The sequence below is a fragment of the Streptomyces sp. NPDC020192 genome, assembly GCF_044388685.1.
Classification (GTDB): Bacteria; Actinomycetota; Actinomycetes; order Streptomycetales; family Streptomycetaceae; genus Streptomyces.
In genome coordinates this window covers 16,545-39,790 of record NZ_JBIRXG010000039.1, presented here as the reverse complement: position 1 = coordinate 39,790, position 23,246 = coordinate 16,545, and the positions used below count along the sequence as shown (strand labels likewise).

Here is a 23,246-nt window from a genome sequence, read left to right as displayed (position 1 = left end):
TTTGGGTGAAGCAGGTTGTACAGAACTACAAGAGCGGCGAGCTGGCGGTGCTCGACGTTCCGGTGCCGGGGTGCAAGCCGGGCGGTGTGCTGGTCCGCAGCGCCTACTCGCTGATCTCCACCGGGACCGAGCTCATGAAGGTGTCCGAGGCCGGCATGTCGATGCTGGGCAAGGCCCGCTCCCGGCCGGACCAGGTGGCCAAGGTCATGCAGAGCGTGGCTACCAACGGGGTGCCCGCCACCTACCGCAAGGTCATGGGCAAGCTGGACTCCTATACACCGCTGGGCTACTCGCTGTGCGGGGTGGTCGAGCAGGTCGGCGCCGGGATCGACGATGTGAAGGTCGGCGACCTCGTGGCCTGTGCAGGCAACGAGCACGCGCTGCACGCCGAGTTGAACTGGGTGCCGAAGAACCTCTACGTACCGGTGCCGGACGGCCTCGCGCCGCAGCACGCGGCCTTCGGCACCGTCGGGTCGATCGCCATGCAGGGTGTCCGTCAGGGCGAGCCACAACTCGGCGAAGTGGCACTGGTCATCGGCCTCGGGTTGATCGGGCAGCTGGTGGTGCAGCTCCTCGCCGCCTCGGGAGTCCGCGTCGTCGGGGCCGACCCCGACCCGGTGCGCTGCGAGCTCGCCGAGCGCCTGGGCGCCGCGGCCTGCGGCGATCCCGCGTCCGCGGCCGTGGAAACCGCCGTCGCCGAACTCACCGGCGGTCACGGCGTGGACCAGGTGTACCTGGCCGCCGGCGGCGGCAGCAACCAGCCCGTCGAGCTGGCCGCCCGGCTCTGCCGGGACCGCGGCCGGGTCGTCGACATCGGCAAGTGCCGCCTGGACCTGCCGTGGAACGCGTACTACGAGAAAGAACTCGACGTCCGCTTCTCCCGCAGCTACGGCCCCGGGCGCTACGACCCGGAGTACGAGCTGGAGGGGCGCGACTACCCGATCGGCTACGTGCGCTGGACCGAGCGCCGCAACCTGGCGTGCTTCCTCGATCTCCTCGCCCGCGGCAGCGTCAACGTGGAGCCCTTGGTCTCTCACATCGCCGACTTCGATGACGCCGTCGAGACGTACCAGCGTCTGAAGGACGGCGAGTTGAAGGCCGTGGCCGTGCTGTTTCGGTACCCGGACCAGGCGCAGGACACGGGGGATGCGGCGGCCGCGGCGGTGGCCGTGCCCGCGGTCACCATGAAGCCGAGTCCGGCCCGCGCCACCAGGACGCCGGTGAAGCTGGCGTTCGTCGGCGCGGGCAACTACGCGACGTCGATGCTGCTGCCGCACCTGGCGCAGCGCAACGGCGTCGAGTTGTCGACCGTTGTCACCACGACCGCGCTGTCCGCGGCCAACGCACAGCGGAAGTTCGGCTTCGCCGAGGCGACCACCGACCTCGACGCCGTGCTCGGCGACAAGTCCATCGACGTGGTGTTCGTCGTCACCCGCCACAGCTCGCACGCCGACCTCACCCGCCAGGCACTGCTGGCCGGCAAGACGGTGTTCGTGGAGAAGCCCCTGGCCCTTACCGAGGACGAGCTGGCCGGCGTGCTCGCGGCGGTGGAGGAGTCGGGCAACGACCGGCTGCAGGTGGGCTTCAACCGCCGGTTCGCGCCGCTGCTTCAGGAGGCCAGGAAGCGGTTCGGCGCCCGGACCGGTCCGGCGAGCCTGCGCTACCTGGTCAACGCGGGCAGGCTGCAGCACGGCAGCTGGTACCTCCAACAGGGCACCGAGGGCTCACGGTTCGCCGGCGAGGGCGGACACTTCATCGACACGGCGAGCTGGCTGCTCGACGCCGACCCGGTCTCGGTGTACGCGGTCGCCCCGTCCGGCAACGAGGACCTGCAGGTCGTACTGCGCTACCCGGACGGATCCACCGCCACCATCAGCTACGTCACCACCGGCGCGCCCGGCTTCCCCAAGGAGACGCTGGACCTGGTCGCGGACGGCAAGGTGCTGCGGCTCGACGACTTCGTGCGTGCGTCGGTCTACGGCCGCAAGCGGTGGGTCAGTTCGCGGCTGCCCAAGGCCCGGGACAAGGGCCAGAACGCCGAACTGGCCGCGTTCATCAAGGCCGTGCGGACCGGCGGACCGATGCCGGTGCCGCTTCAGTCGCTGGTTGCCACCACGGCGGCCACCCTCGCCGTGCAGGCCGGCCTGGCCGGCGGCGCGCCGGTGACGTTGGCGGGGGCGCGATGACCATGAGCGCGGGCTGGTACCTGCGGCGGCTGTCCCGGATGGGACCGCAGGAGGTCGCGGGCCGGGTGGGCGACACGGTGCGCAGACGGCGGTGGCGGTCCGCGCGGCCGAACTGCCCGAGCGTGACCGGCGGCCGGTTCACCGCGGTACTGCCCGCCGGGACGATCGCCGCGGTGCCACCGGACGCCGCGAAACGGCTCATCGCCGAGGCGGACCGGCTGATGTACGGGCACGTCGAGTATTTCGGGGTGGTCCGCGACGACCTCGCCGACCCGGACTGGTGGTGTGACCCGAAGACCGGGCGCCGGGCTCCGTGGGGCTACGCGTTCGACGTGCCGTACCGGAACGAGGACGCGGTCGGGGACATCAAGCAGATCTGGGAGCTGTCCCGGCATCAGTACCTCACCCAGCTCGCGGCCGCCTACGCGATCACCGGGGACGAGCGGTACGCCGAGCGAGTCGCCGAGCACCTGCGGTCGTGGTGGGCGGCCAACCCACCGCTGCGCGGCGTGCACTGGATCAGCGGCATCGAGCTGGGCATCCGGCTGCTGTCCTGGGTGTGGATCCGCCGGCTGCTCGACGGCTGGCCGGGCGTTGCCGGGCTGTTCGAGGGCAACCCGGTGGCGCTGAACCAGATCTGGCACCACCAGCGCTGGCTGGCCGCGTTCCCCAGCCGGGGGTCTTCGGCGAACAACCACGTGATCGCCGAGGCCGCCGGGCAGTTCGCCGCAGCCTGCGCGTTCGGGTGGTTCCCCTCCTCGGCGCGTTGGCGAGCCGACGCGCTGCGGTCGCTGGAGCGGCATCTGCGAAGCAACACCTTCGGCTCCGGCCTCAACCGCGAGCTGGCCACCGAGTATCACGGACTGGTGCTGGAGCTCGGTTTGGCCGCGGTGGCCGAGGCGGATGCCGCCGGCGTGCCGGTCCCCGCGTCGATCCGGCTGGTGCTGCTGCGGATGACCGACGCGCTCGCGGCCATCGTGGACTGCCGGCTACGGCCGCCGCGCCAGGGGGACGCGGACGACGGGCACGGGCTGGTCCTGGACGGCGCGGGCACCGACCGCTGGGCCTCGCTACTGGCCACCGGGGACGCCGTGTTCGGCCGGCTCACCTGGTGGCCGGCGGTGACCGGCACCGATGTGCGCACTCCGCTGCTGGCCGCGCTCATCAAGCCGTACTCGGACAAGGGAACCGCACCGGCCGTGACCCGCCCGGCAAGCAGGCCGGGTCACTTCGCCGACGCGGGCATGACCATCCTGCGCGGCCCGGGGGAGATCTGGTGCCGCTGCGACGGTGGCCCGCACGGCTTCCTGTCCATCGCCGCGCACGCCCACGCGGACGCGCTGTCCGTGGAGGTCCGGTACGACGGGGTCGACGTGCTCGCCGACCCGGGGACGTTCTGCTACCACGGGCAGCCCGAGTGGCGGCAGTACTTCCGCTCGACCCTCGGCCACAACACCCTGCAGCTGGACGGCGCTGACCAGTCCGTCTCCGGCGGCCCGTTCCTGTGGACCCGGCATGCCCGGAGCCGGGTGCTGACCGCGGACACCTCGGGCGCGGGGCTGGCCCGCTGGTGTGCCGAGCACGACGGCTACGAGGGTTCGGTGCACCGCCGCCGGGTGGAACTGACCGCCAAGAGCCAGGAGTTGAGGGTGGTCGACGAGGTACGCGGCCCGGGCGGCGCCGTACGCCTGGCGTTCCACCTCGGCCCGGCGATCACCGCTCAGCTGGTGGACAACCGGGCCGAACTCACCTGGACCCGGGACGGCGAGGGCCGCTCCGCGACGCTCGACCTGCCCGGGCAGCTGTCCTGGCAGGCGCATCGCGGCGAGACCGACCCGCCGCTGGGCTGGTACTCCGCAGGATTCGGACGCAAGGAACCCGCCACCACGCTGGTCGGAACCGGCTTCACCGACGGCACGGAGGGTTTCACCACCGTGCTCGGGTTCCACGGCTAGGAGGGGCGCGTGGAGATCAAGAGGCGGCACTGGGCGTGGGCGGCGGCACCGCTGGCGCTGGCCCTGCTGACGGTGACCGGCTGTGACAGCACGCACGGCGCCCAGGCAAAGACGACCGCTGCGCCCACCACGTCCGGGGCCCGGTCCACGCCCGTGGCCCGGGTGTGCGACACGCCCGAGGCCGGGCCGGCGAAGGCGCCGGCGGGCGCGGTGACGGTCGACCCCGCGAAGGTCGGTGACCTGGCGGCGAAGACCAAGAGCAACCCCCCGAACACCACGTTCTGGCTTCGACCGGGCCGGCACAGGCTCGACCCCGACCGCTACGCCCAGGTCATCCCCAAGAAGGGGGACCACTACCTCGGCGCGCCCGGCGCGGTGCTCGACGGCCGGAAGACCAACCAGTACGCGTTCGCCGGCACCGCCGAGGGCGTCACCATCCGCTACTTGACCGTGCAGGGTTTCGTGCCGCCGCAGAACGAGGGCGTGGTCAACCACGACTCGGCCGACGGGTGGGTGATCGAGCACGCGACGATCCAGAACAACTCCGGTGCGGGGCTGATGGCCGGTGCCCGCCAGCAGGTCCGCGCCAGCTGCCTGCGCGCCAACGGCCAGTACGGCATGAACGCGTACAAGGGCAGCGGCCGGATCAGCGGCCTGGTGGTCGAGGGCAACGAGATCGTCGGCAACAACACCGGCGACTGGGAGCGGCGGCAGCCGGGCTGCGGCTGCACCGGAGGCATCAAGTTCTGGGCCGTCAACGGCGCCGACGTACGCGGCAACTGGGTGCACGACAACCGTGGAACCGGGTTGTGGGCGGACACCGACAACAACGACTTCCGCATCGAGGGCAACGTGCTGGAGGCCAACGACGGTGCCGCGCTGATCTACGAGACCAGCTACAACGCGGTCATCCGGAACAACACGATCCGGCACAACAACTGGGTCGAGGGGCGCAAGGCGGCCGACCGCGGCGACAGCTTCCCCTTCGCGACCGTCTACCTGTCCGAGTCCGGTGGCGAACCACGGATCAAAGCCCGCACGGACAAGATCGAGATCTACGGGAACCTGCTGGAGAACAACTGGTCCGGGATCACCCTGTGGGAGAACGCCGACCGGTTCTGCAACAGCCCGGCCAACACCTCGTCCGGGGACTGCACGCTGCTGGTGCAGAAGACCAGCCGCTGCGCGGACCCGGCGATCGCCAAGGCACCGCTCTACGCCGACTGCCGGTGGAAGACCCAGCGGGTGGACATCCACAACAACCGCTTCGTGCTCGACAAGTCCGTCATGAAGTGCACGACGAAGTGCGACCGCATGGCGGTGCTCTCCAACTACGGCACCTATCCGGACTGGTCGCCGTACAAGGGCGAGCAGGTGGCCGAGGCGATCACCCTCAAGCAGCACAACCTCTGGTACGACAACGTGTACACCGGGCCGTGGACCTTCGTCGTCCACGACCCGAGCCAGGTGCTCACCTTCCAGGACTGGAAGGGCACGCCGTACCAGCAGGACGCGGGCAGCACCCTCCGCGCACAGGCCGGTGGTTGAGATGCACGGGGCTCACACACCGAAGATCGTCGGGATCGTCTGGGGGCTGCTGGTCCTCAACACGCTCGGCTCCGCCGGGGCGAAGACCATCGTCCCGCTGCCCCGCTCCCTCATCCAGATGGTCACCATGGGCGCACTGGTCGCCGCGTTCGCGCTGGCGCTCGCGGTCAATCTCCAGCTGCGCATCCGACCCAGTGCGTACGTGTCCCTGCTCACCCTGCTGCTGGTGTCGAGCGTGATCTCCAGCGCGAACCTGGAGTCCGGGTTCGGCGCGCTGTTCCGCTGCTTCCGGCTGACTCTCTTCGTCTGCACTCTGTGGCTGCTCACCCGCTGGTGGGACGGTGGCCTGACGTTCGTCCGGCACCACATCCGGATGTACTTCGCGGTGCTCGGGTCAGTGGCCGCCGGCCTGGCCGTCTCACCGGGCGCGGCCCTGCCCGACCTCTACGGCGGACGCCTGGTCGGCGCGTTGTGGCCGCTCACCCCGCCGCAGATCGGACAGTACGCCGCGGTGATCATCGGGCTGACCGTGCTGCTCCTGCTGGGGCGCCGGACCGACAAAACCAGCGCAGTGGTGGTCATCGTGCCGTCACTCGTCCTGCTCGCGCTGACCCATACCCGGACGGCCACACTCGGCCTGTTCATCGGGCTTGCGTTGGCGATCGGCTCGCTCCTCCTGACGAGCGCCGCCGCCCGCCGGTTCTTCACCTGGGCGGTGCTGTGCGCCGCGGTGGCCGCCGTGGCGCTCGGCTCGGTGCTGCAGGCGTGGTTCCTGCGCGGACAGAGCAAGGAGAACTTCTCCAGTCTCACTGGTCGGGCCAAGGTCTGGGACGCCCTGCTGGCCGCGCCCCGGTCGACCTCGGAGCAGGTGTTCGGCGTGGGCCTGGGCGACAAGTCGTTCGGCGGGCTGCCGATCGACAACAGCTGGCTGGCCGTCTACAACGAGCAGGGCCTGATCGGCGTCACCCTCGTCGCGGCGATCCTCATCGTGCTGGGCGGCGTCGCGTTGCTGCGGCCACCGTCGCTGCAGCGGGCCTGCGCGATCTTCCTGATCAGCTACTGCGCGATCGCGTCGTACACCGAGGCCGGGCTGGGCGACGCCTCGCCGTATCTGCTGCATCTGGCCGTCGCCGCCTCTCTGTTGGCGGCACCTGCCGCGGCCACGCCCGTCCCGACGCCCGAAGTCCCTCGACAACGCATCCCGCGATGGGCCCGGAGATCGGAGGTGACCTGATCCATGCACGTCCTCGTGGTGCACAACCGCTACGCCTCGGCGCAGCCGAGCGGGGAGAACAAGGTCGTCGACCAGGAGGTGGAGCTGCTGCGCGCGGCCGGCCACCGGGTCGAGGTGTTCGAGCGGCGCAGCGACGACATCGCCGCCCGGTCCCTCCTTGCCAAGGCCGCGGTACCGCTGCTTGTGCCGTGGAACCCGGCGGTCCGCGCGGAACTCGCCGCCCGGCTTCGCACCGAGCGGCCGGACGTGGTGCACGTCCACAACGTCTTCCCGCTCCTGTCGCCCGCGGTGCTGGCCGCCTGCGCCGACGCCGGAGTGCCCGCCGTCGCCACGCTGCACAACTACACCCAGGTCTGCCCGCCCGGCACGCTGCAACGGGACGGCCGGGCGTGCGCCGAGTGCGTCGGCTCTGCACCACTGCCCGCCGTCCGGCACGGCTGCTACCGGAGTTCCCGGCTTGCGACGGTGCCGCTCGCGGTCAGCCTGTCGGTCAACCGGCGGCGCTGGTGGTCCGGCGTGGAGCGGTTCTTCTGCATCTCCGCGGCGCAGCGCGACGTCCTGGTGCGGGCCGGCATGCCGGCCGAGCGGCTGGCGGTGAAGCACAACTTCGTGCCCGACCCGGGCGCCTGCCGAGAGGGTGGCGGCGAGCACCTGCTCTATCTCGGCCGGCTCGCGGAGGCCAAGGGCGTACGGCTGCTCATGGCCGCGTGGGACGAGATCGCCGCGGACGGCGGTGTGGGCGTGCCGCTCGTCATCGCCGGCGCGGGTCCGCTGGAGCGAGAGGTGACCGCCTGGGCGGCGGGCCGGGACGACGTGCGCTACGTCGGCCTGTACGACCCGGCTCAGTGCCGGCAGGCCATCGCGCAATCGGTCGCCGTGGTGGCGCCCTCGACGTGGCTGGAGGCGTTCGGCCTCGTGGTCGTGGAGGCGATGGCGGCAGGGGTCCCGACCGTCGCCGCCGGCCACGGCGCCTTCGTCGAACTCGTCGAGGACGGCGCGACCGGTCTGCTGCACCGGCCGGGCGAGCCGGCCTCGCTCGCGTCCTGCATACGCCGGATCGCGGCCGAGCCGGCCCGCAACCGGGAGATGGGCCAGGCGGCCCGGCGCCGCTACGAGCACGGCTTCAGCCCGGCCGTCGGCCTTGAGCGCCTGGTGGAGGAGTACCGCACCGCTATCGCGGGTCGGACGGAATCAATGGGGGGCAGTAAATGACACGATGCCGACTCTGCGGCTCGACGACGCTCGCGAGCGTCGTCGATCTCGGGGCGACGCCACCGTGCGAGAGCTTTCTCTCCGCGGACCAACTGGATCAACCGGAGCCCGCGTACCCGCTGCACCTTCGGGTCTGCACCGACTGCTGGCTGGCGCAGATCCTGCCGCTGATCACGCCGGAAGAGACGTTCAAGGAGTACGCGTACTTCTCCTCCTACTCGACCTCCTGGGTGGAGCACGCGCGCACGTTCGTCGCCGACGCCGTACAGCGCCTTGCCCTCGGCCCCGACGCCTTCGTGGTCGAGGTCGCGAGCAACGACGGGTACCTGCTGCGGCACGTGGTGGACCGCGGGATCCGCTGCCTCGGCATCGAGCCGTCGGTGAACGTCGGCGCGGCGGCACGGGACGCGGGCGTGCCCACCCTCACGGAGTTCCTGTCCCCGGCCACCGGTACGGCCGTCCGCGCCGAGCACGGCCCGGCCGACCTGGTGGTGGCCAACAACGTGTACGCGCACATCCCCGACGTCGTCGGGTTCACCCAGGGGCTGCGCGCCCTGGTCGCCGACGACGGCTGGGTCTCCATCGAGGTGCAGCACCTGCTGACCCTGATCGAGGAGAACCAGTACGACACGATCTACCACGAGCACTTCCAGTACTACACGGTCGCGTCCGCGATCCGAGCCCTGGCGAGCGGGGGACTCGCGCTCGTGGACGTCGAGTTGCTGCCCACGCACGGCGGCTCCATCCGGCTGTGGGCCCGGCCGGCCGAGGCGGCCGGCGAGCCGACGCAACGGGTGGCCGACGTGCTGGCCCGGGAGAAGGCCGCCGGGCTGCAGGAGCTGTCCGGCTACACCGAGTTCTCCGCCCGGGTGGCCAAGGTGCGCCGGGACCTGCTGCGGTTCCTCATCGAGGCGGCCGAGCGCGGCGAGACGGTCGTCGGCTACGGCGCCCCGGGCAAGGGCAACACCCTGCTCAACCACTGCGGCATCCGGCCCGACCTGCTCCCGTACACGGTCGACCGCAACCCGTACAAGCACGGCAGGTTCACCCCGGGCACCCGCATTCCGATCCTGCCGCCCGAGCAGATAGCGGCCGACAAGCCGGACTACGTCCTCGTCCTCCCGTGGAACCTGCGGGCCGAGCTGGTCGAGCAGCTGTCCTTCGTGCACGACTGGGGCGGCCGACTGGTCTTCCCCATCCCGGAACTGAGCATTGTCGAGGTCAAGCGATGAAGGTCGTCCTGTTCTGCGGCGGTTACGGGATGCGCATGCGCAACGGAACCTCCGACGACGTGCCCAAGCCGATGGCGATGGTCGGCCCCAGGCCGCTGATCTGGCACGTCATGCGCTACTACGCGCACTTCGGGCACAGGGAGTTCATCCTGTGCCTCGGCTACGGGGCGCACCACATCAAGGACTTCTTCCTCAACTACGAGGAGACGACGTCCAACGACTTCGTGCTGCGGGGCGGGCGGACCGAGCTGCTGTCCACCGACATAGCCGACTGGACGATCACGTTCGCGCAGACCGGCATCGAGTCGCCGATCGGGGAGCGGCTGCGCCGGGTGCGGCACCACCTGGACGGCGACGAGATGTTCCTCGCCAACTACGCCGACGTGCTCACCGACGCTCCGCTGCCGGAGATGATCGAGAACTTCGCCCGGCGCGACGCCGGTGCGTCGATGATGGTGGTGCCGCCGCAGTCCTCGTTCCACTGCGTGGACCTGGGCGAGGACGGCCTGGTGGGGGGCATCACCGCGGTGAGCGAACTGCCGCTGTGGGAGAACGGCGGCTACTTCGTGCTCCGTCAGGAAGTCTTCGACCACATCCCGGAGAACGGGGACCTGGTCGCCGACGGATGTGCCCAACTGGCCAAGCGCGGGCGGCTGGTGGCGCACCAGCACCGCGGCTTCTGGAAGCCCACCGACACCGTGAAGGAACGGGCCGCGCTCGACGAGGCCTACGCCCGGGGCGACCGCCCGTGGGCCGTGTGGGAACGGGACAACGCCGGAGTCAGCGCGTGATCCGCCTCGGCGCCGGGCGCCTGGACCGGATCGTCGCGGTGGCCGCGCACTGCGACGACATCGCCATCGGCGCCGGCGGCACGCTGCTGACGCTGTGTCACGCGCGGCCTGGTATCCGCGTCGACGCGCTGGTGCTCTCCGGCGGCGGCAGCGAGCGCGAGCAGGAGGAGCAGGCCGCGCTCGCCGCCTTCTGCCCGGGCGCCGACCTACGGCTGACCGTGCACAAGCTGCCCGACGGCCGGCTGCCCGTGCACTGGGACGAGGCCAAGGCCGCGGTCGAGGAACTGCGCGCGCAGACCGACCCGGATCTGATCCTGGCCCCGCGCACCGACGACGCCCACCAGGACCACCGCGGCCTGGCGCAGCTGATACCCACCGCATTCCGCGACCACCTCGTGCTCGGCTACGAGATCGTCAAGTGGGACGGCGATCTCGGCCGTCCGTCGGCGTACCAGCCGCTGTCGCCGGAGATCGCCGAACACAAGGTACGGCTGCTGCAGGAGCACTACCCCTCGCAGCGACACCGGCCCTGGTACGACCGCGAGGCCTTCCTCGGTCTTGCCCGGATCCGCGGCATCGAATGCCACGAGCGCTACGCCGAGGCGTTCGCCGTCACCAAACTCACGCTCAACCTGGGGGGTTGAACCATGCGCGTACTACTGACCGGACACCAGGGCTATCTGGGCACCGTGATGGCCCCGGTCCTCGCGGCCGCCGGACACGAGGTCGTCGGCCTCGACGCCGGCCTGTTCGCCGACTGCGTCCTCGGTCCGACACCCGCGGACCCGCCGGGTCACCGGGTGGACCTGCGCGACGTCACCGCCGAACACGCGGCCGGGGTGGACGCCGTGATCCACCTGGCCGCCCTGTCCAACGACCCGCTGGGATCGCTGGCGCCGGAGCTCACCTACGACATCAACCACCACGCGTCCGTACGCCTGGCCCGGCTGGCCCGCGACGCCGGAGTGCGGCGCTTCCTGTACGCGTCGACCTGCTCGGTCTACGGCGCCTCAGGCGGCGACGACCTGGTGACCGAGGACGCCCCGCTGCGCCCGGTGACGCCGTACGCGGAGTCCAAGGTGCGGGTGGAGGACGACCTGCACGCGCTGGCCGACGACGACTTCACCCCGGTGTTCATGCGCAACGCCACCGCCTTCGGCTACTCGCCCCGGCTGCGCGCCGACATCGTGCTGAACAACCTGGTGGGCCACGCGCTGCTGTCCGGAGAAGTGCTGGTGCTCTCCGACGGCACGCCCTGGCGCCCGCTGGTGCACGCCGCCGACATCGCACGCGCCTTCACGGCCGCGCTGACCGCGCCGCGCGACGCGGTGCACGACCGGGCGTTCAACATCGGCAGCGAGACCAACAACGTCACGGTCGCCGAGATCGCCGAGCAGGTCGCCGAGGCGGTGTCCGGCGCGAAGGTGAGGATCACCGGGGAGAACGGCGCCGACCCGCGCTCGTACCGGGTGGACTTCTCCCGGTTCCGCGCCGCGATCCCCGGCTTCGACTGCGAGTGGACGGTGAAGCAGGGCGCACTCGAACTCGCCGACGCCTACCGGAAGTTCGGGCTGACCAAGGAGGACTTCGACCGCCGCTTCACCCGGCTCGCCGTGCTGCGCGCGGCGTCCGACGCCGGCGCCGTCGACGACACCCTGCGGTGGCGCCGATGACCAACGCCGGCGAGGAGATGCACGCCCTGGTGGAGCGGATGTACCCGCTGTGCCGGAGCATCACCGGCGACGGTGTGCGCGCCACCCTGGAGATCGTCGGGGAGTACGTCCCGCTGCGGGTGCACGAGGTGCCGACCGGGACGCAGGTGCTCGACTGGACGGTGCCGCAGGAGTGGAACATCCGCGACGCGTACATCGCCGACACCGCCGGCCACCGGGTCGTCGACTTCGCCGCGTCCAGCCTGCACGTGCTCGGCTACAGCGTGCCGGTGTCGGCGACCATGCCGCTGGCCGAGCTGCGCGGCCACCTGCACACCCTGCCGGACCACCCGTCCTGGGTGCCGTACCGCACCAGCTACTACAAGCCGGAATGGGGGTTCTGCCTGGCCCAGGAGACCCTGGACGCGCTGCCGGACGGCGAGTACGAGGTACGCATCGACTCCACACTCGCGGACGGCCACCTCACCTACGCCGAGCACGTGGTCCCCGGGCAGGTCCCCGACGAGGTGATCGTCTCCTGCCACGTCTGCCACCCCTCGCTGGCCAACGACAACCTGGCCGGCATCGCGGTGGCGACGTTCCTGGCCCGCGCCTTGGCGGAGCAGACGCCGTACTACACCTACCGGTTCCTGTTCGCGCCCGGCACCATCGGGGCGATCACCTGGCTGGCCCGCAACGCGGAGCGGGTGGACCGGGTCAAGCACGGCCTGGTGCTGGCCTGCGCCGGGGACCGGGGCCAGGTGACGTACAAGCAGAGCAGGCGCGGCGACGCGGAGATCGACCGGGTGATGCGGCACGTGCTGGCCGCATCCGAACGCCCGCACCACGTCAACGAGTTCACTCCGTACGGCTACGACGAGCGGCAGTTCTGCTCGCCCGGGTTCAATCTGGGCGTGGGCTCGCTCACCCGGACCCCGTACGCCGGCTACCCCGAGTACCACACCTCGGCGGACAACCTGGACTTCGTCTCCCCGGAGGCGATGGCGGACACCCTTGCCGTCTGCCGTGAGGCGTTCGCCGTGCTCGACCGCAACCGCACGTACCTGAACCTCAGCCCTTACGGCGAACCACAGCTGGGCCGACGCGGGTTGTACGACGCGCTCGGCGGCCGCAGCGACACCAAGCAGGCCCAGATGGCCATGCTCTGGGTGCTCAACCTCTCCGACGGCGAGCACAGTCTGCTGGACGTCGCCGAGCGGTCCGGGCTGCCGTTCGACACCGTCGCCGCCGCGGCCGACGCCCTGCAGGGCGCCGGGCTGATCAAGGCATGACGCCGATGACCATCGAGGGGGAGAATCCACAGACAACGGCGCCACCGGCCGGATCCGCCAAGCGGGCCCTGCTCGGCCGGCTGTCCTGGGGGCTGGCCGACCAGGCGGCCTCCAGCATGTCCAACTTCGCGGTGGGCATCTACGTGGCCCGCTCGCTGGGGGTGACCGCGTTCGGCGTGTTCAGCCTGGCCTGGGTGACCTACGGCGTGGTGCTCAACGTCTCCCGCGGCCTTTCCACCGACCCGCTCGTGGTGCGCTTCAGCGGTGTGCCGGACGTGTCCTGGCGCGGGGCGGTGGCCCGGTCGACGGGTACCGCACTCGGCGTCGGTACGGCCATAGGTGCGGCGTGTCTGCTGGCCGGGCTGGGCCTCGGCGGCCGGTTGGGGCCCGCGTTCGCCTGCCTCGGCGTCATGCTGCCCGGACTGCTGCTGCAGGACGCCTGGCGGTTCGGGTTCTTCGCCGCCGGCAACGGGCGGAAGGCATTCGTCAACGACGTCGTGTGGGGCATCGCGCTCGTCCCGGCCATGGTCGTGGCGGCCCGTGTGGGCAGCGTGGCCGCTTTCGTGCTCGCCTGGGGCGCGTCCGCCGCGGTGGCGGCAGGGTACGGCTACATCCAGTCCGGCATCCGGCCCCGGATGGCCGAGGCGCGCGGATGGCTTCGTGAACAGCGCGACCTCGGCTACCGGTACCTGGTCGAGAACGTCAGCCTCAGCGGCGCGAGCCAGCTGCGGGCGTACGGGCTCGGCGCGATCGCCGGGGTCGGTGCGGTGGGTGCGGTGCGGGGTGCCGAGCTCCTGATGGGCCCGTTCCTCGCTGTACTGATGGGCCTGTCGCTGGTCACCGTCCCGGAGGCGGCACGGGTGCTGCGGCAGGCCCCGCACCGCCTCGGCCCGTTCTGCCTCCTGCTGGGCGGCGGGCAGGCCGCCGCCGCGCTGCTCTGGGGCGGGGCGCTGCTGCTGATGCCGGACCGGCTCGGTGAGTTCGGGCTCGGCGACGTCTGGCACTCCGCCTCGCAGCTCATCGTGGCGATCACCTTCAGCGTCGCGGGCGCGGGCCTCGGCACCGGCGCGGCGGCCGGGCTGCGCGCGCTGGGTGCGGCCCGGCGCAGCCTGCGCTGCCAGCTGTTCGCCTCCGCCTGCTACGTCGGCGGCGGGCTCGGTGGGGCGGCCATGGCCGGCACGGTCGGCTCGGCCTGGGGCGTCGCCTCCGCGACCGTCAGCGGCTCGGCCGTGTGGTGGCTGCAGCTGCGGTCCGCCCTGCGCGAGCGCCACCACAACTCCGTTCCCGAAGTGAGGACCTCATGACCGACCGACCCAGGCTGAGCATCGGCCTGCCCGTGTACAACGGCGAGGAGTACCTGGCCGAGTCGCTGGACGCCCTGCTCGGCCAGACCTACGAGGACTTCGAACTGGTCATCTCGGACAACGCCTCGACCGACGGGACCGAGGACATCTGCCGCAAGTACGCCGCGCAGGACTCGCGCATCCGGTACATCCGGCTGCTCCGCAACGTCGGCGCCACGCCGAACCACAACTACGTGTTCACCCAGTGCCGCGGCGAGCTGTTCAAGTGGGCCTCGCACGACGACCTGTACGCCCGCGATCTGCTGCGGCGCTGCGTCCAGGCGCTGGACGAGCGGCCCGACGTGATCCTCGCGCACGCCGACCAGGCGGTCATCGACGGCGACGGCCAGGTGACGGTCCCCTACGAGTACACGCTCGCCACCGACTCGCCGCGCGCGCCGGAGCGCTTCCGCAGCCTGCTGTTCGAGCCCGGAGGCGACGACTTCTACGGGGTGATCCGGGCCGACGCGCTGCGCCGGGTGAAGCCGATGGACAGCTACCACCACGCGGACCGCACCTTCGTCGCCGAGATCACCCTGCACGGGCGCTTCCACCAGGTGCCGGAGCTGCTGTACTTCCGCCGCGACCACCCCACCCGCGCCGAGCGGGCGAACCCTTCCAAGCGCTCCCGGTGCGTCAACCTGGACCCGCGCCGGGCGGGCCCGCTGCACCCGACGCCCAGGCTGCTCGCCGAGTACGTCTGGGGCTTCGCCTCGGCGATCCGGCGGGCCCCGTTGTCCCCGGCCGACCGGCGCGCATGCTACCGCCACCTGGCGGCCTGGATGGCCAGCCGGGTCCGGCCGGGCGCCGGCGAGCGGGTCGAGGACCGCGCCCCGGTCGACCCGGCCCTGCTCACCGTCTCCGTCGACGCGCTCGTCGCGGGCCGTGAGGGGAGGCGGGCATGAAGACGACGACACGTGTGGGGGTGTTCGGCCTGCTCGGCTCCGGCAACCTCGGCAACGACGGCTCGCTGGAGGCCGTCCTCGGATACCTCCGCGCCGAGCACCCGGAGGCGGACGTGGACGCCCTGTGCGGCGGACCCGAGGCCGTGACGGCCCGGTTCGGGATCCCCGCCACGCGGCTGCACTGGAACCGCGCGGAGTACCGGACCGCGTCACGGGCGGGCGCGATCGCGGCGAAGGGTCTGGGCAAACTCGTCGACGTCTTCCGCACCGCCGCCTGGGTGCGCCGGCACGACGTGGTGATCGTGCCGGGTATGGGCGTCCTGGAGGCCACGCTGCCGCTGCGGCCGTGGGGCTTTCCGTACTCGCTGTTCCTGCTCTGCGCGAGTGGCCGGCTGTTCGGTACCCGGGTCGCGCTCGTCAGCGTCGGCGCCGCCGAGATCGGCAACCGGCCGACCCGGGCCCTGGTGCGCTGGTCGGCGCGGCTGGCCCCGTACCGGTCCTACCGGGACGCCCAGTCCCGCGACGCGATGCGGGCGATGGGCGTGGACACGGCGCGCGACGAGGTCTACCCGGACCTCGCGTTCTCCCTGCCGACGCCGCAGGCGGGCGCGCCCTCGGGCTCGCCGGGCACGGTCTGCGTCGGCGTCATGGACTTTCACGGCGGCAACGACGACCGCGCCCGGGCCGACGAGATATACCGGCGCTACCTCGACGGGACGATCCGGTTCGTCCGCGCGCTGGTGGAGGAGGGCAGGCCGGTCCGGCTGCTCACCGGCGACCGGTGCGATGCGGCGGTGGTCGCCGCGATCCTCGACGCGGTGAACTCGCCGCTGGTCACCGCAGCCGAACCGTCCTCACTGGCCGACCTGATGAAGGAGATGTCGACTGCCGACACCGTGGTCGCGGTGCGCTACCACAACCTGATCTGCGCGCTGAAGACCGGCACCCCGGTGCTAGCCCTCAGCTATGCGGCGAAGAGCGAAGCGCTCATGGAGCGGATGGGCCTCGGGGCCTACTGCCACCCGGCCCGCGAGGTCGACGCCGACCGGCTGCTCGAGCAGTTCCGGGACCTGGAGAAGCACTCGACGGAGCTGCGGCAGACCCTCACCGAGCGGAACCAGGCTGCCGCACAGCAACTCGCCCACCAATTCGCCGCGTTGACCGCAGCCCTGTTTCCGACGACAGACCACGCACACGCCCACGCGTATCGGGAGGTTCGATGAAGGCGACCGAAGTCCCGGAGATCGCCGGCGCGTACCTGTTCGAGCCGACGCCGTACGCCGACGAACGCGGCTTCTTCTGCCGCACCTTCGACGCCGACGTGGTCCGCTCGGTGGGCCTCGACCCGCACGCGTTCGTCCAGGACAGCGTCTCCCGCTCGGTCCGGGGCGTGCTGCGCGGCCTGCACCTGCGCTCCGGCGCCGGCGAGGCCAAGCTGGTGCGGTGCTCGTACGGGAGGATCTTCGACGTCGTAGTGGACCTGCGCCCGGACTCGCCGACGTACCTGGGCCGGGCCTTCTTCGAGCTGTCCGGCGAGACGCAGACGACCCTGTACATCCCGGCGGGGTGCGCGCACGGCTTCCAGGCGCTCACCGAAACCGCCGACACCTCGTACCGGATCGACCGCCCGCACGATCCGGCCGAGGACGTGACGATCGCCTTCGACGACCCGGAGCTCGCCATCCCCTGGCCGCTGCCGGCCACATCCATGTCCCAGCGGGACCGGGAGGCACCGAGCCTCGCCGAGGTCCTGAAGCACACGGAAGGGTGAAGTCGGCTTGGACACCGAAGAGTTCCAACTACCCCGGTCGCGGGCGGCGAACGAGCGGCTGCACACCCTGATCCCCGGGGGCGCGCACACCTACGCCAAGGGCGACGACCAATACCCCGAGAACCTGGCCCCGGTCATCAGCCACGGCCGCGGTGCCCACGTGTGGGACATCGACGGCAACCGCTACGTCGAGTACGGCTCCGGCCTGCGGTCGGTCAGCCTCGGCCACGCACACCCACGCGTGATCGAGGCCGCGCGGCGGGAACTCGACCGCGGCAGCAACTTCGTCCGGCCGTCCGTCGTGGAGGTCGAGGCCGCGGAACGCTTCCTGGGCACGGTGCCCACCGCCGAGATGGTGAAGTTCGCGAAGAACGGCTCCGACGTCACCACCGCCGCGGTGCGCCTCGCCCGCGCCGTCACCGGGCGCCCGCGGGTGGCCATCTGCGGCGACCATCCGTTCTTCTCCGTCGACGACTGGTTCATCGGCACCACGCCGATGTCCGCCGGCATTCCGGCGGCGACCACCGAGCTCACCGTGTCCTTCCCTTACGGGGACCTGGCCGCCACGGAGGAGCTGCTCACCCGGTACCAGGACGAGGTCGCCTGCCTGATCCTCGAACCCGCCTCCCACACCGAGCCACCGCCCGGGTACCTCGCGGGCCTGCGCGAGCTGGCCGACCGGCACGGCTGCGTGCTGATCTTCGATGAGATGATCACCGGTTTCCGGTGGTCCGAGGCGGGCGCCCAGGGTCTGTACGGCGTCGTCCCCGACCTCTCCACGTTCGGCAAGGCGCTGGGCAACGGGTTCGCCGTCTCCGCGCTGGCCGGGCGCCGCGAACTGATGGAGCGGGGCGGGCTGCGTCACTCCGGTGAGCGGGTGTTCCTGCTGTCCACCACGCATGGCGCGGAAACGCACTCCCTGGCAGCCGCGATGGCCGTGCAGACCACCTACGTCGAGGAGGGCGTCACCGCGCGGCTGCACGCCCTCGGCGAGAGGTTGGCCGCCGGTGTCCGCGACGCCGCGGCGAGCATGGGCGTCGGCGACCACGTCGTCATCCGGGGCCGAGCCAGCAACCTGGTCTTCGCCACCCTCGACGAGAACCGGCAGCCGTCGCAGCAGTACCGCACCCTGTTCCTGCGCCAACTCCTCGCGGGCGGAGTGCTGGCCCCGTCGTTCGTGGTGAGCAGCGCGCTGGAGGACGCCGACATCGATCACACCGTCGACGTGGTGGCCCAGGCATGTGCGGTGTACCGGAAGGCACTGGACGCAGCCGACCCCACCCCGTGGCTGGCCGGACGACCGGTGAAGCCCGTGTTCCGCCGCCTGGCGTGACGTGACGTCAGCGACGCTCCCGCCGACCGGCGTCGGCCATCCGATCGGCCAGCCGGTCAGCCGTCCGGTCGACCAGCCACGCGGTCGCCGGTACCACCGCCAGCGCGGTGCACCAGCCACCGAGGACGTCGGTCGGGTAGTGCGCGCCCAGGGCGACCTCTGCCCATCCCATCGCGGCGCCCGCAACCAGCGCCGCGGCGAGCACGAGTGACGTGCCGGCCGTCCTGCCGAGGCCGAGCCGGCCGGTCGTGAGCAGTGCCGCCGTCAGGGCGAGCGCGGTGAAGAAGGCGGCGTGCCCGCTGGGGTAGGAGAGGTTGCCGTCGCCGTGGATGGTGCGTCCCACCAGGTGCTTGAGCAGCGTCCCCGTCCCCACGGTCATGCCGACGCCGGCAACGATGAACACCGCCGCGCGAGGACGCCGAAGCAGCAGGCAGCCCGCCACGGCGGCCATGATCACCATCGCCGATCCGGCGGGCTCCCCCAAGAAGTCCAAGGACAGAGCGACATACCGCCACGGCGGCCGCACACTGTCCGCCGTCGGCTGGATGACCCACCTGTCCACCCTGCTGGGCTCGCTGTGGCCGGCGTACAGGACCCCGAGCACGACGACCACCAGCGCGGCGAGGGCCGCGATCAGCCTGAGCCACACGCGCAGCGACGGGGGCAGCACCGCGGGCGCCGGTCGGCCGGTCACACGCCCACCGCATCCGGTCGACCCAACGCGAGCCCCCCTCGTGTCCGACGCACACTTCAGCGACCATAACGCCCCGCAGACACCCGCTTGTCACCCTAACCAATCATCGGGCACTGGCGGGCAGGGATCGGCCCACTGGTCCGTCGTTGGTCCGGGAGGCGCACCGCATCGGGGAAAGTTACTGCGGGTGCGCCGTTGAGTGCGTGCCCGGTGTGTGGTGTCGTACCTCTCGACAGCGCGTGCCGGGCGTGTGTGCGGACGCGCCCGGGAAGGGGGGACCGTGCCGGATCTACGGGAGTCCTCGGGGTGGAGTGCCGCCGCCGAGTCCCGGGTGACCTTGGAGCAATTGCTGTCCGTCGTAGGTTCCGGCGCCCTGGAACTGGACTCGGCACCCGGCGGGCTGACGGCGGCCGTCACCGGTGTCGCCGTACTGGACGTGCTGGACCCCGGTGTCCGGCCGCGCGAACTGCTGCTCGCCGTCGGTGTGGACGCGGGTTCGGCCCAGGCGGTGGACGTCCTGCGCCGGGCCGGTGAGGCGGGCGCCGCGGGTGTGGTGTTCGGGCCGGACCGGCCCGGTCGGGCCGCCGGGGCGCTGCGTACGGCCGCGGGGGAGACCGGTACGGCGGTGCTGTTCCGCACTCCCTGGTGTTCCTGGGCCCAACTGGTCGGCGTCCTACGGGCCGGGCTCGCCTCGGCCGGAGTACCCCCGCTGTCCGCCGCCCCGGACCTCGCCCCCGGCGACCTCAACGGACTGGCCGACGCGGTGGCTGCCCTGGTCGGCGGCGCGGTGACCGTCGAGGACACGGACTCCCGCGTGCTGGCGTACTCCTCGACCGAGGAGGACGTGGACGACATCCGCCGGCTGACCATCCTGGGGCGTCGCGTGCCGCCTTGGCGCGTCGCGGCGATGCGGGAGGCGGGGTTCTTCGCCGCCCTGTGGGGGACGGACGACGTCCTGTACCGGCGGGCCCAGGGCGAGGACCCCGAACGCCTGGTGTGTGCCGTGCGGGCGGGCGGTGAGGTGCTGGGGTCCCTGTGGGTGGCCGCGGTCACGGGCCGGCCCCTGACCCCTGACGCGTCCGAGGTGCTGCGCGCGGCTGCCCGGGCTGCCGCCGCGCACCTGCTCCACCACCGTACCCGCAGTGCGGACAGCCGCCTGGTGGAGGACGCGGCGCGCGCTCTGCTGGAGGGACGCGGATCAGCCGAGGCGCTGGCGGAGCGAGCCGCGCTGACGGCCCAGGCGCCCTGCGCCGTCCTGTCGGTGGCCGCCGCGTCCGGGACCGCGGACGGTGAGCCGTCCCGGTGGCACGCGCTGATCGCGCTGCACTGCGCCGCGTTCGGGCACCGCACGGTGGTGGTGCCGGCGGGCGGCCGGCTCCTGGTGCTGGTCGGCTCGCTCGACCCCGATGTGGAGCGGGCCGAAGGCGAGGTCGAGCGGCTGGGTGAGTCGCTGGTCGCGCGTGCCTCGGCGGCCACCGGTACGCAGCTGCGCGTGGGGCTCGGTGAGGTGGTGCCGGGGCTGGCGGGAGCGGCTGAGTCCCGCCGGTCGGCCGAGCTGGCCCTGAGGGCCCTGACGTACGCCGGGGGGCCGCGCGCCGTCGGCCGGACCGCGGACGTCGCGGACACGGTCGGTGTCCTGCAGGTCGTGGAGGCGCTGCGAGACGTGACGTTGGCGCGGGGGACGTCGGTGGCGCGGCTGGCCGCGCACGACGCGGAGAGCGGCGGACGGCTGGTGGAGACGCTGCGCGCCTACCTGGACCACTTCGGTGACGTGGCCGCCGCCTCGCGTGCGCTCGCGGTCCATCCCAACAGCCTGCGCTATCGGCTGCGCCGGATCACCGAGGTCTGCGGGCTGGACCTGGGCAACGCGGACGCACGTCTGCTGGCCCAACTGGAGTTACGGCTACGGGAGTACGGATCCGGGAAGGAATGAGGTCGGCGCCCAAGTGCGCGCCCGCGGCACGACGGACGCCGCTTTCGTGCGCGTGCACCATCGGGGGGCGCCGCTCTCGTGCGCGTGCACAACGGTGTGACCCGGGGCATGCCGTCGCCCGGCCCGGTCGCCGCGCCGACGGCGATGTTCCTGCCGATGCGACGAAGACACGGCCGCAGCGCGACGAGCAGCCTGGACATCAGCCGGGGCTTGGCCCGGACTGAAGCGATCCGACTCCGGAAGGCTCACCCATGACCGCTGTGTCCCCCGCCGCCGCACGGCGCGCACACATCCTCCAGCAGGCCGTGGAGCAGGGGCTGCTGGACCCCGAGGAATCCCTGCTCGTCGCGTTCGTCGACCTTGACGGTGTCGCCGCGACGGTCTCGGACCTGTACGGCGCCTTCGCCGACTCGCCCGGTGCCCTGCACGCCTTCGCCGCGAAGGCCAACTCCCTGGTGCCGGTGCTGAGCGAGCTGAACGGTCTTGGTATGGGCTGCGAGGTCGCCACCGCCGGTGAGCTGGCCCGGGCGCTGGCGGCCGGGTTCCCGCCCGAGCGGATCGTGTTCGACTCGCCGACCAAGACCCGCGAGGAGCTCCGGCGCGCGCTGGCGCTGGGAGTGGCCGTCAACGTGGACAGCTTCCAGGAGCTGGAGCGGGTCGCTCGGATCCTCGAAGGCCGCCCTTCCCGCTCGCGGATCGGGGTTCGGGTGAACCCGCAGGTGGGTGGCGGCAGCATCGCCGCGATGAGCACGGCCACGAGCACGTCCAAGTTCGGTGTGCCGCTGGCGGACCCGGGCGGCCGCGAGCGGCTGGTGCGGGCGTTCGGCGCGTACCCGTGGCTGACCTGGGTGCACGCGCACACCGGATCGCAGGGCTGCCCTCTCCCTCTGATCGCGGAGGGGGTGGCGCAGGCGGTGCGGTTCGCCGAGCAGGTGGACGCGGCGTACGGCGCGGGCCGGATCGTCGGCATCGACATCGGCGGCGGGCTCCCGGTGAACTTCGCCGGCGACGAGGTCACGCCGTCGTTCGCCGCGTATGTCGGGCATCTGAAGAAGTCCGCGCCGCAGCTCTTCGCGGACCGCCGTTACCGGATCATCACCGAGTTCGGGCGGTCCGTGCTGGCGAAGAACGGGTTCATGGCCGCGTACGTCGAGTACACCAAGACCTCCGGTGACCGGCCGATCGCCCTCACCCACGCCGGTGTCCAGGTCGCCACCCGGACCGTGTTCGCGCCGGACGCCTGGCCGCTGCGGATCGAGGCGTACGACGGGTCCGGCGGGGCCAAGCGGGGGCCGCTCGTGCGCCAGGACGTCGCGGGGCCCGCCTGCTTCGCCGGGGACCTGCTGGCCGTCGACCGCGCGCTGCCGCTGCTCCAGCCCGGCGACCTCGTCGTCGTACCGGACACCGGCGCCTACTACTTCTCGACGCCGTTCCACTACAACAGCCTTCCCGAACCCGCGGTGCACGGCGTCCGCGCGGACGCGGACGGCCGGATCCGGTTCACGCTCCTGCGTCCCGCGCAGAACCCGTGGCAGGTGCCCGGGCACGACGGCGTGGCCGTAACGGGCCTCGAACCGGCGGCCCTGCCGGCCGGCGACGCCCGGTGAGAGGACGAGGGTGAGCCGGGGCGAACCCGAGCGGCCCGAGAGGGACGGGCCGCTCCTGACCCAGCGTGCCGCGATCGTGTTCCTGCTGGCGGCGCTGGCCGGCATCGGCGCCACCGTGCTGGCGGCCCTGGCCGGCGACGCGTGGCCGGTCGCCGTGAGCGTCGGCTGCGGCACCGCGGCCACGGCCGTGCTGTTCTTCAAGGAGATCATCGGCTAGGGGACGGGCGTCGAAAATTGCCGGATCGCTCCAGAGCACACGTGGCCGGACGAGTGAGGTCCTTGGCGATGCTGCCGATGCTGCCGATGCTGGTGTCGGTGGTGATCTTGTGCTCGCGGCGGACGATCTCGTAGCCGCCTTCGTCCAGGACGGCTCGTCAAGCAGCATGAACAGGGCGTGCTCGGAGGGGTGGGCGGTCGTCGATGTGGTCGCCGACGGCCGGCATGGCATGCAGCTGTGACACGAGGGCCGGATCGAGCTTGTCGAAACGGGTGGCCACCGCGCGGTTGCGTGCGAGCCGATCGATACCGCACTCGACCGTGTGGCGGGCCTCGTAGTCC

19 protein-coding genes are annotated in these 23,246 nt (G+C 71.9%); 18 read left to right on the top strand and 1 reads right to left on the bottom strand.

Annotated elements, in window-relative coordinates; translation table 11 throughout:
- Positions 1-5 precede the first annotated feature (5 nt).
- From ACH47Z_RS41390 to ACH47Z_RS41320, 15 genes are read left to right on the top strand one after another with little or no spacing between them, the layout of a single operon-like run.
- A complete protein-coding gene (locus tag ACH47Z_RS41390) occupies positions 6-2,186 on the top strand; it encodes a bi-domain-containing oxidoreductase (RefSeq protein ID WP_399083912.1) in 2,181 nt (726 codons plus the stop codon).
- The gene (locus ACH47Z_RS41385) at positions 2,183-4,141 is read left to right on the top strand and encodes an alginate lyase family protein (protein ID WP_399083909.1); all 1,959 of its coding nucleotides are present in this window, start codon (positions 2,183-2,185) and stop codon (positions 4,139-4,141) included. The genes ACH47Z_RS41390 and ACH47Z_RS41385 overlap by 4 nt, the downstream gene beginning before the upstream one ends.
- Before the next feature lie 9 nt (positions 4,142-4,150).
- On the top strand, positions 4,151-5,689 hold the full coding sequence (locus tag ACH47Z_RS41380) for a right-handed parallel beta-helix repeat-containing protein (RefSeq protein WP_399083906.1): 1,539 nt from the start codon (positions 4,151-4,153) through the stop codon (positions 5,687-5,689).
- Between the two features lies 1 nt (position 5,690).
- Positions 5,691-6,923 (top strand): O-antigen ligase domain-containing protein, encoded by a 1,233-nt coding sequence (locus ACH47Z_RS41375; RefSeq protein WP_399083903.1) that lies wholly within the window; start codon positions 5,691-5,693, stop codon positions 6,921-6,923.
- A gap of 3 nt (positions 6,924-6,926) precedes the next feature.
- On the top strand, positions 6,927-8,135 hold the full coding sequence (locus ACH47Z_RS41370) for a glycosyltransferase (RefSeq protein WP_399083900.1): 1,209 nt from the start codon (positions 6,927-6,929) through the stop codon (positions 8,133-8,135).
- Complete coding sequence (locus ACH47Z_RS41365; protein ID WP_399083897.1) at positions 8,132-9,367, top strand: class I SAM-dependent methyltransferase; 1,236 nt, start codon at positions 8,132-8,134, stop codon at positions 9,365-9,367. Before ACH47Z_RS41370 ends, ACH47Z_RS41365 begins: the two co-directional genes overlap by 4 nt.
- On the top strand, positions 9,364-10,158 hold the full coding sequence (locus tag ACH47Z_RS41360; RefSeq protein WP_399083894.1) for a sugar phosphate nucleotidyltransferase: 795 nt from the start codon (positions 9,364-9,366) through the stop codon (positions 10,156-10,158). The genes ACH47Z_RS41365 and ACH47Z_RS41360 overlap by 4 nt, the downstream gene beginning before the upstream one ends.
- Positions 10,155-10,802: a PIG-L deacetylase family protein gene (locus ACH47Z_RS41355; RefSeq protein ID WP_399083891.1), complete on the top strand. Its 648-nt coding sequence runs from the start codon at positions 10,155-10,157 to the stop codon at positions 10,800-10,802. The genes ACH47Z_RS41360 and ACH47Z_RS41355 overlap by 4 nt, the downstream gene beginning before the upstream one ends.
- A gap of 3 nt (positions 10,803-10,805) precedes the next feature.
- Positions 10,806-11,831, top strand: coding sequence for an NAD-dependent epimerase/dehydratase family protein (locus tag ACH47Z_RS41350; RefSeq protein WP_399083888.1), 1,026 nt, complete (start codon positions 10,806-10,808; stop codon positions 11,829-11,831).
- Positions 11,828-13,102, top strand: a complete 1,275-nt coding sequence (locus ACH47Z_RS41345; RefSeq protein WP_399083885.1) for a DUF4910 domain-containing protein — start codon at positions 11,828-11,830, stop codon at positions 13,100-13,102. Before ACH47Z_RS41350 ends, ACH47Z_RS41345 begins: the two co-directional genes overlap by 4 nt.
- Positions 13,099-14,406: a hypothetical protein gene (locus tag ACH47Z_RS41340; RefSeq protein ID WP_399083882.1), complete on the top strand. Its 1,308-nt coding sequence runs from the start codon at positions 13,099-13,101 to the stop codon at positions 14,404-14,406. Before ACH47Z_RS41345 ends, ACH47Z_RS41340 begins: the two co-directional genes overlap by 4 nt.
- The gene (locus ACH47Z_RS41335; protein ID WP_399083879.1) at positions 14,403-15,350 is read left to right on the top strand and encodes a glycosyltransferase family 2 protein; all 948 of its coding nucleotides are present in this window, start codon (positions 14,403-14,405) and stop codon (positions 15,348-15,350) included. The genes ACH47Z_RS41340 and ACH47Z_RS41335 overlap by 4 nt, the downstream gene beginning before the upstream one ends.
- Positions 15,347-16,573 carry a polysaccharide pyruvyl transferase family protein gene (locus tag ACH47Z_RS41330; protein ID WP_399083876.1) on the top strand — a complete coding sequence of 409 codons (1,227 nt, stop codon included), beginning with the start codon at positions 15,347-15,349 and terminating at the stop codon, positions 16,571-16,573. The genes ACH47Z_RS41335 and ACH47Z_RS41330 overlap by 4 nt, the downstream gene beginning before the upstream one ends.
- Positions 16,570-17,121, top strand: coding sequence for a dTDP-4-dehydrorhamnose 3,5-epimerase (rfbC, locus tag ACH47Z_RS41325; RefSeq protein ID WP_399083873.1), 552 nt, complete (start codon positions 16,570-16,572; stop codon positions 17,119-17,121). Before ACH47Z_RS41330 ends, rfbC begins: the two co-directional genes overlap by 4 nt.
- Before the next feature lie 7 nt (positions 17,122-17,128).
- Positions 17,129-18,454 carry a glutamate-1-semialdehyde 2,1-aminomutase gene (locus tag ACH47Z_RS41320; RefSeq protein ID WP_399083870.1) on the top strand — a complete coding sequence of 442 codons (1,326 nt, stop codon included), beginning with the start codon at positions 17,129-17,131 and terminating at the stop codon, positions 18,452-18,454.
- A gap of 7 nt (positions 18,455-18,461) precedes the next feature.
- On the opposite strand, the gene ACH47Z_RS41315 is transcribed toward ACH47Z_RS41320, so the two are convergent.
- The gene (locus ACH47Z_RS41315) at positions 18,462-19,148 is read right to left on the bottom strand and encodes a phosphatase PAP2 family protein (RefSeq protein ID WP_399083867.1); all 687 of its coding nucleotides are present in this window, start codon (positions 19,146-19,148) and stop codon (positions 18,462-18,464) included.
- Positions 19,149-19,428: 280 nt separating this feature from the next.
- Between ACH47Z_RS41315 and ACH47Z_RS41310 the strand changes: the two genes are divergently transcribed.
- The 3 genes from ACH47Z_RS41310 to ACH47Z_RS41300 all read left to right on the top strand — a co-directional run bounded on the left by ACH47Z_RS41310 (position 19,429) and on the right by ACH47Z_RS41300 (position 22,905).
- The gene (locus tag ACH47Z_RS41310; RefSeq protein ID WP_399083864.1) at positions 19,429-21,081 is read left to right on the top strand and encodes a helix-turn-helix domain-containing protein; all 1,653 of its coding nucleotides are present in this window, start codon (positions 19,429-19,431) and stop codon (positions 21,079-21,081) included.
- 251 nt (positions 21,082-21,332) lie between these two features.
- Positions 21,333-22,688 (top strand): diaminopimelate decarboxylase, encoded by a 1,356-nt coding sequence (locus tag ACH47Z_RS41305; protein ID WP_399083861.1) that lies wholly within the window; start codon positions 21,333-21,335, stop codon positions 22,686-22,688.
- Positions 22,689-22,698: 10 nt separating this feature from the next.
- Positions 22,699-22,905: a hypothetical protein gene (locus ACH47Z_RS41300; RefSeq protein WP_399083858.1), complete on the top strand. Its 207-nt coding sequence runs from the start codon at positions 22,699-22,701 to the stop codon at positions 22,903-22,905.
- Positions 22,906-23,246: the final 341 nt, after the last annotated feature.

Excerpts from the sequence above, each read along its gene's own strand:
- ACH47Z_RS41375 (WP_399083903.1), top strand. The coding sequence starts at position 5,691 with ATGCACGGGGCTCACACACCGAAGATCGTCGGGATCGTCTGGGGGCTG.
- ACH47Z_RS41335 (WP_399083879.1), top strand. The coding sequence starts at position 14,403 with ATGACCGACCGACCCAGGCTGAGCATCGGCCTGCCCGTGTACAACGGC.
- ACH47Z_RS41350 (WP_399083888.1), top strand. The coding sequence starts at position 10,806 with ATGCGCGTACTACTGACCGGACACCAGGGCTATCTGGGCACCGTGATG.
- rfbC (WP_399083873.1), top strand. The coding sequence starts at position 16,570 with ATGAAGGCGACCGAAGTCCCGGAGATCGCCGGCGCGTACCTGTTCGAG.
- ACH47Z_RS41360 (WP_399083894.1), top strand. The coding sequence starts at position 9,364 with ATGAAGGTCGTCCTGTTCTGCGGCGGTTACGGGATGCGCATGCGCAAC.
- ACH47Z_RS41330 (WP_399083876.1), top strand. The coding sequence starts at position 15,347 with ATGAAGACGACGACACGTGTGGGGGTGTTCGGCCTGCTCGGCTCCGGC.
- ACH47Z_RS41365 (WP_399083897.1), top strand. The coding sequence starts at position 8,132 with ATGACACGATGCCGACTCTGCGGCTCGACGACGCTCGCGAGCGTCGTC.
- ACH47Z_RS41340 (WP_399083882.1), top strand. The coding sequence starts at position 13,099 with ATGACGCCGATGACCATCGAGGGGGAGAATCCACAGACAACGGCGCCA.
- ACH47Z_RS41370 (WP_399083900.1), top strand. The coding sequence starts at position 6,927 with ATGCACGTCCTCGTGGTGCACAACCGCTACGCCTCGGCGCAGCCGAGC.
- ACH47Z_RS41305 (WP_399083861.1), top strand. The coding sequence starts at position 21,333 with ATGACCGCTGTGTCCCCCGCCGCCGCACGGCGCGCACACATCCTCCAG.
- ACH47Z_RS41385 (WP_399083909.1), top strand. The coding sequence starts at position 2,183 with ATGACCATGAGCGCGGGCTGGTACCTGCGGCGGCTGTCCCGGATGGGA.
- ACH47Z_RS41345 (WP_399083885.1), top strand. The coding sequence starts at position 11,828 with ATGACCAACGCCGGCGAGGAGATGCACGCCCTGGTGGAGCGGATGTAC.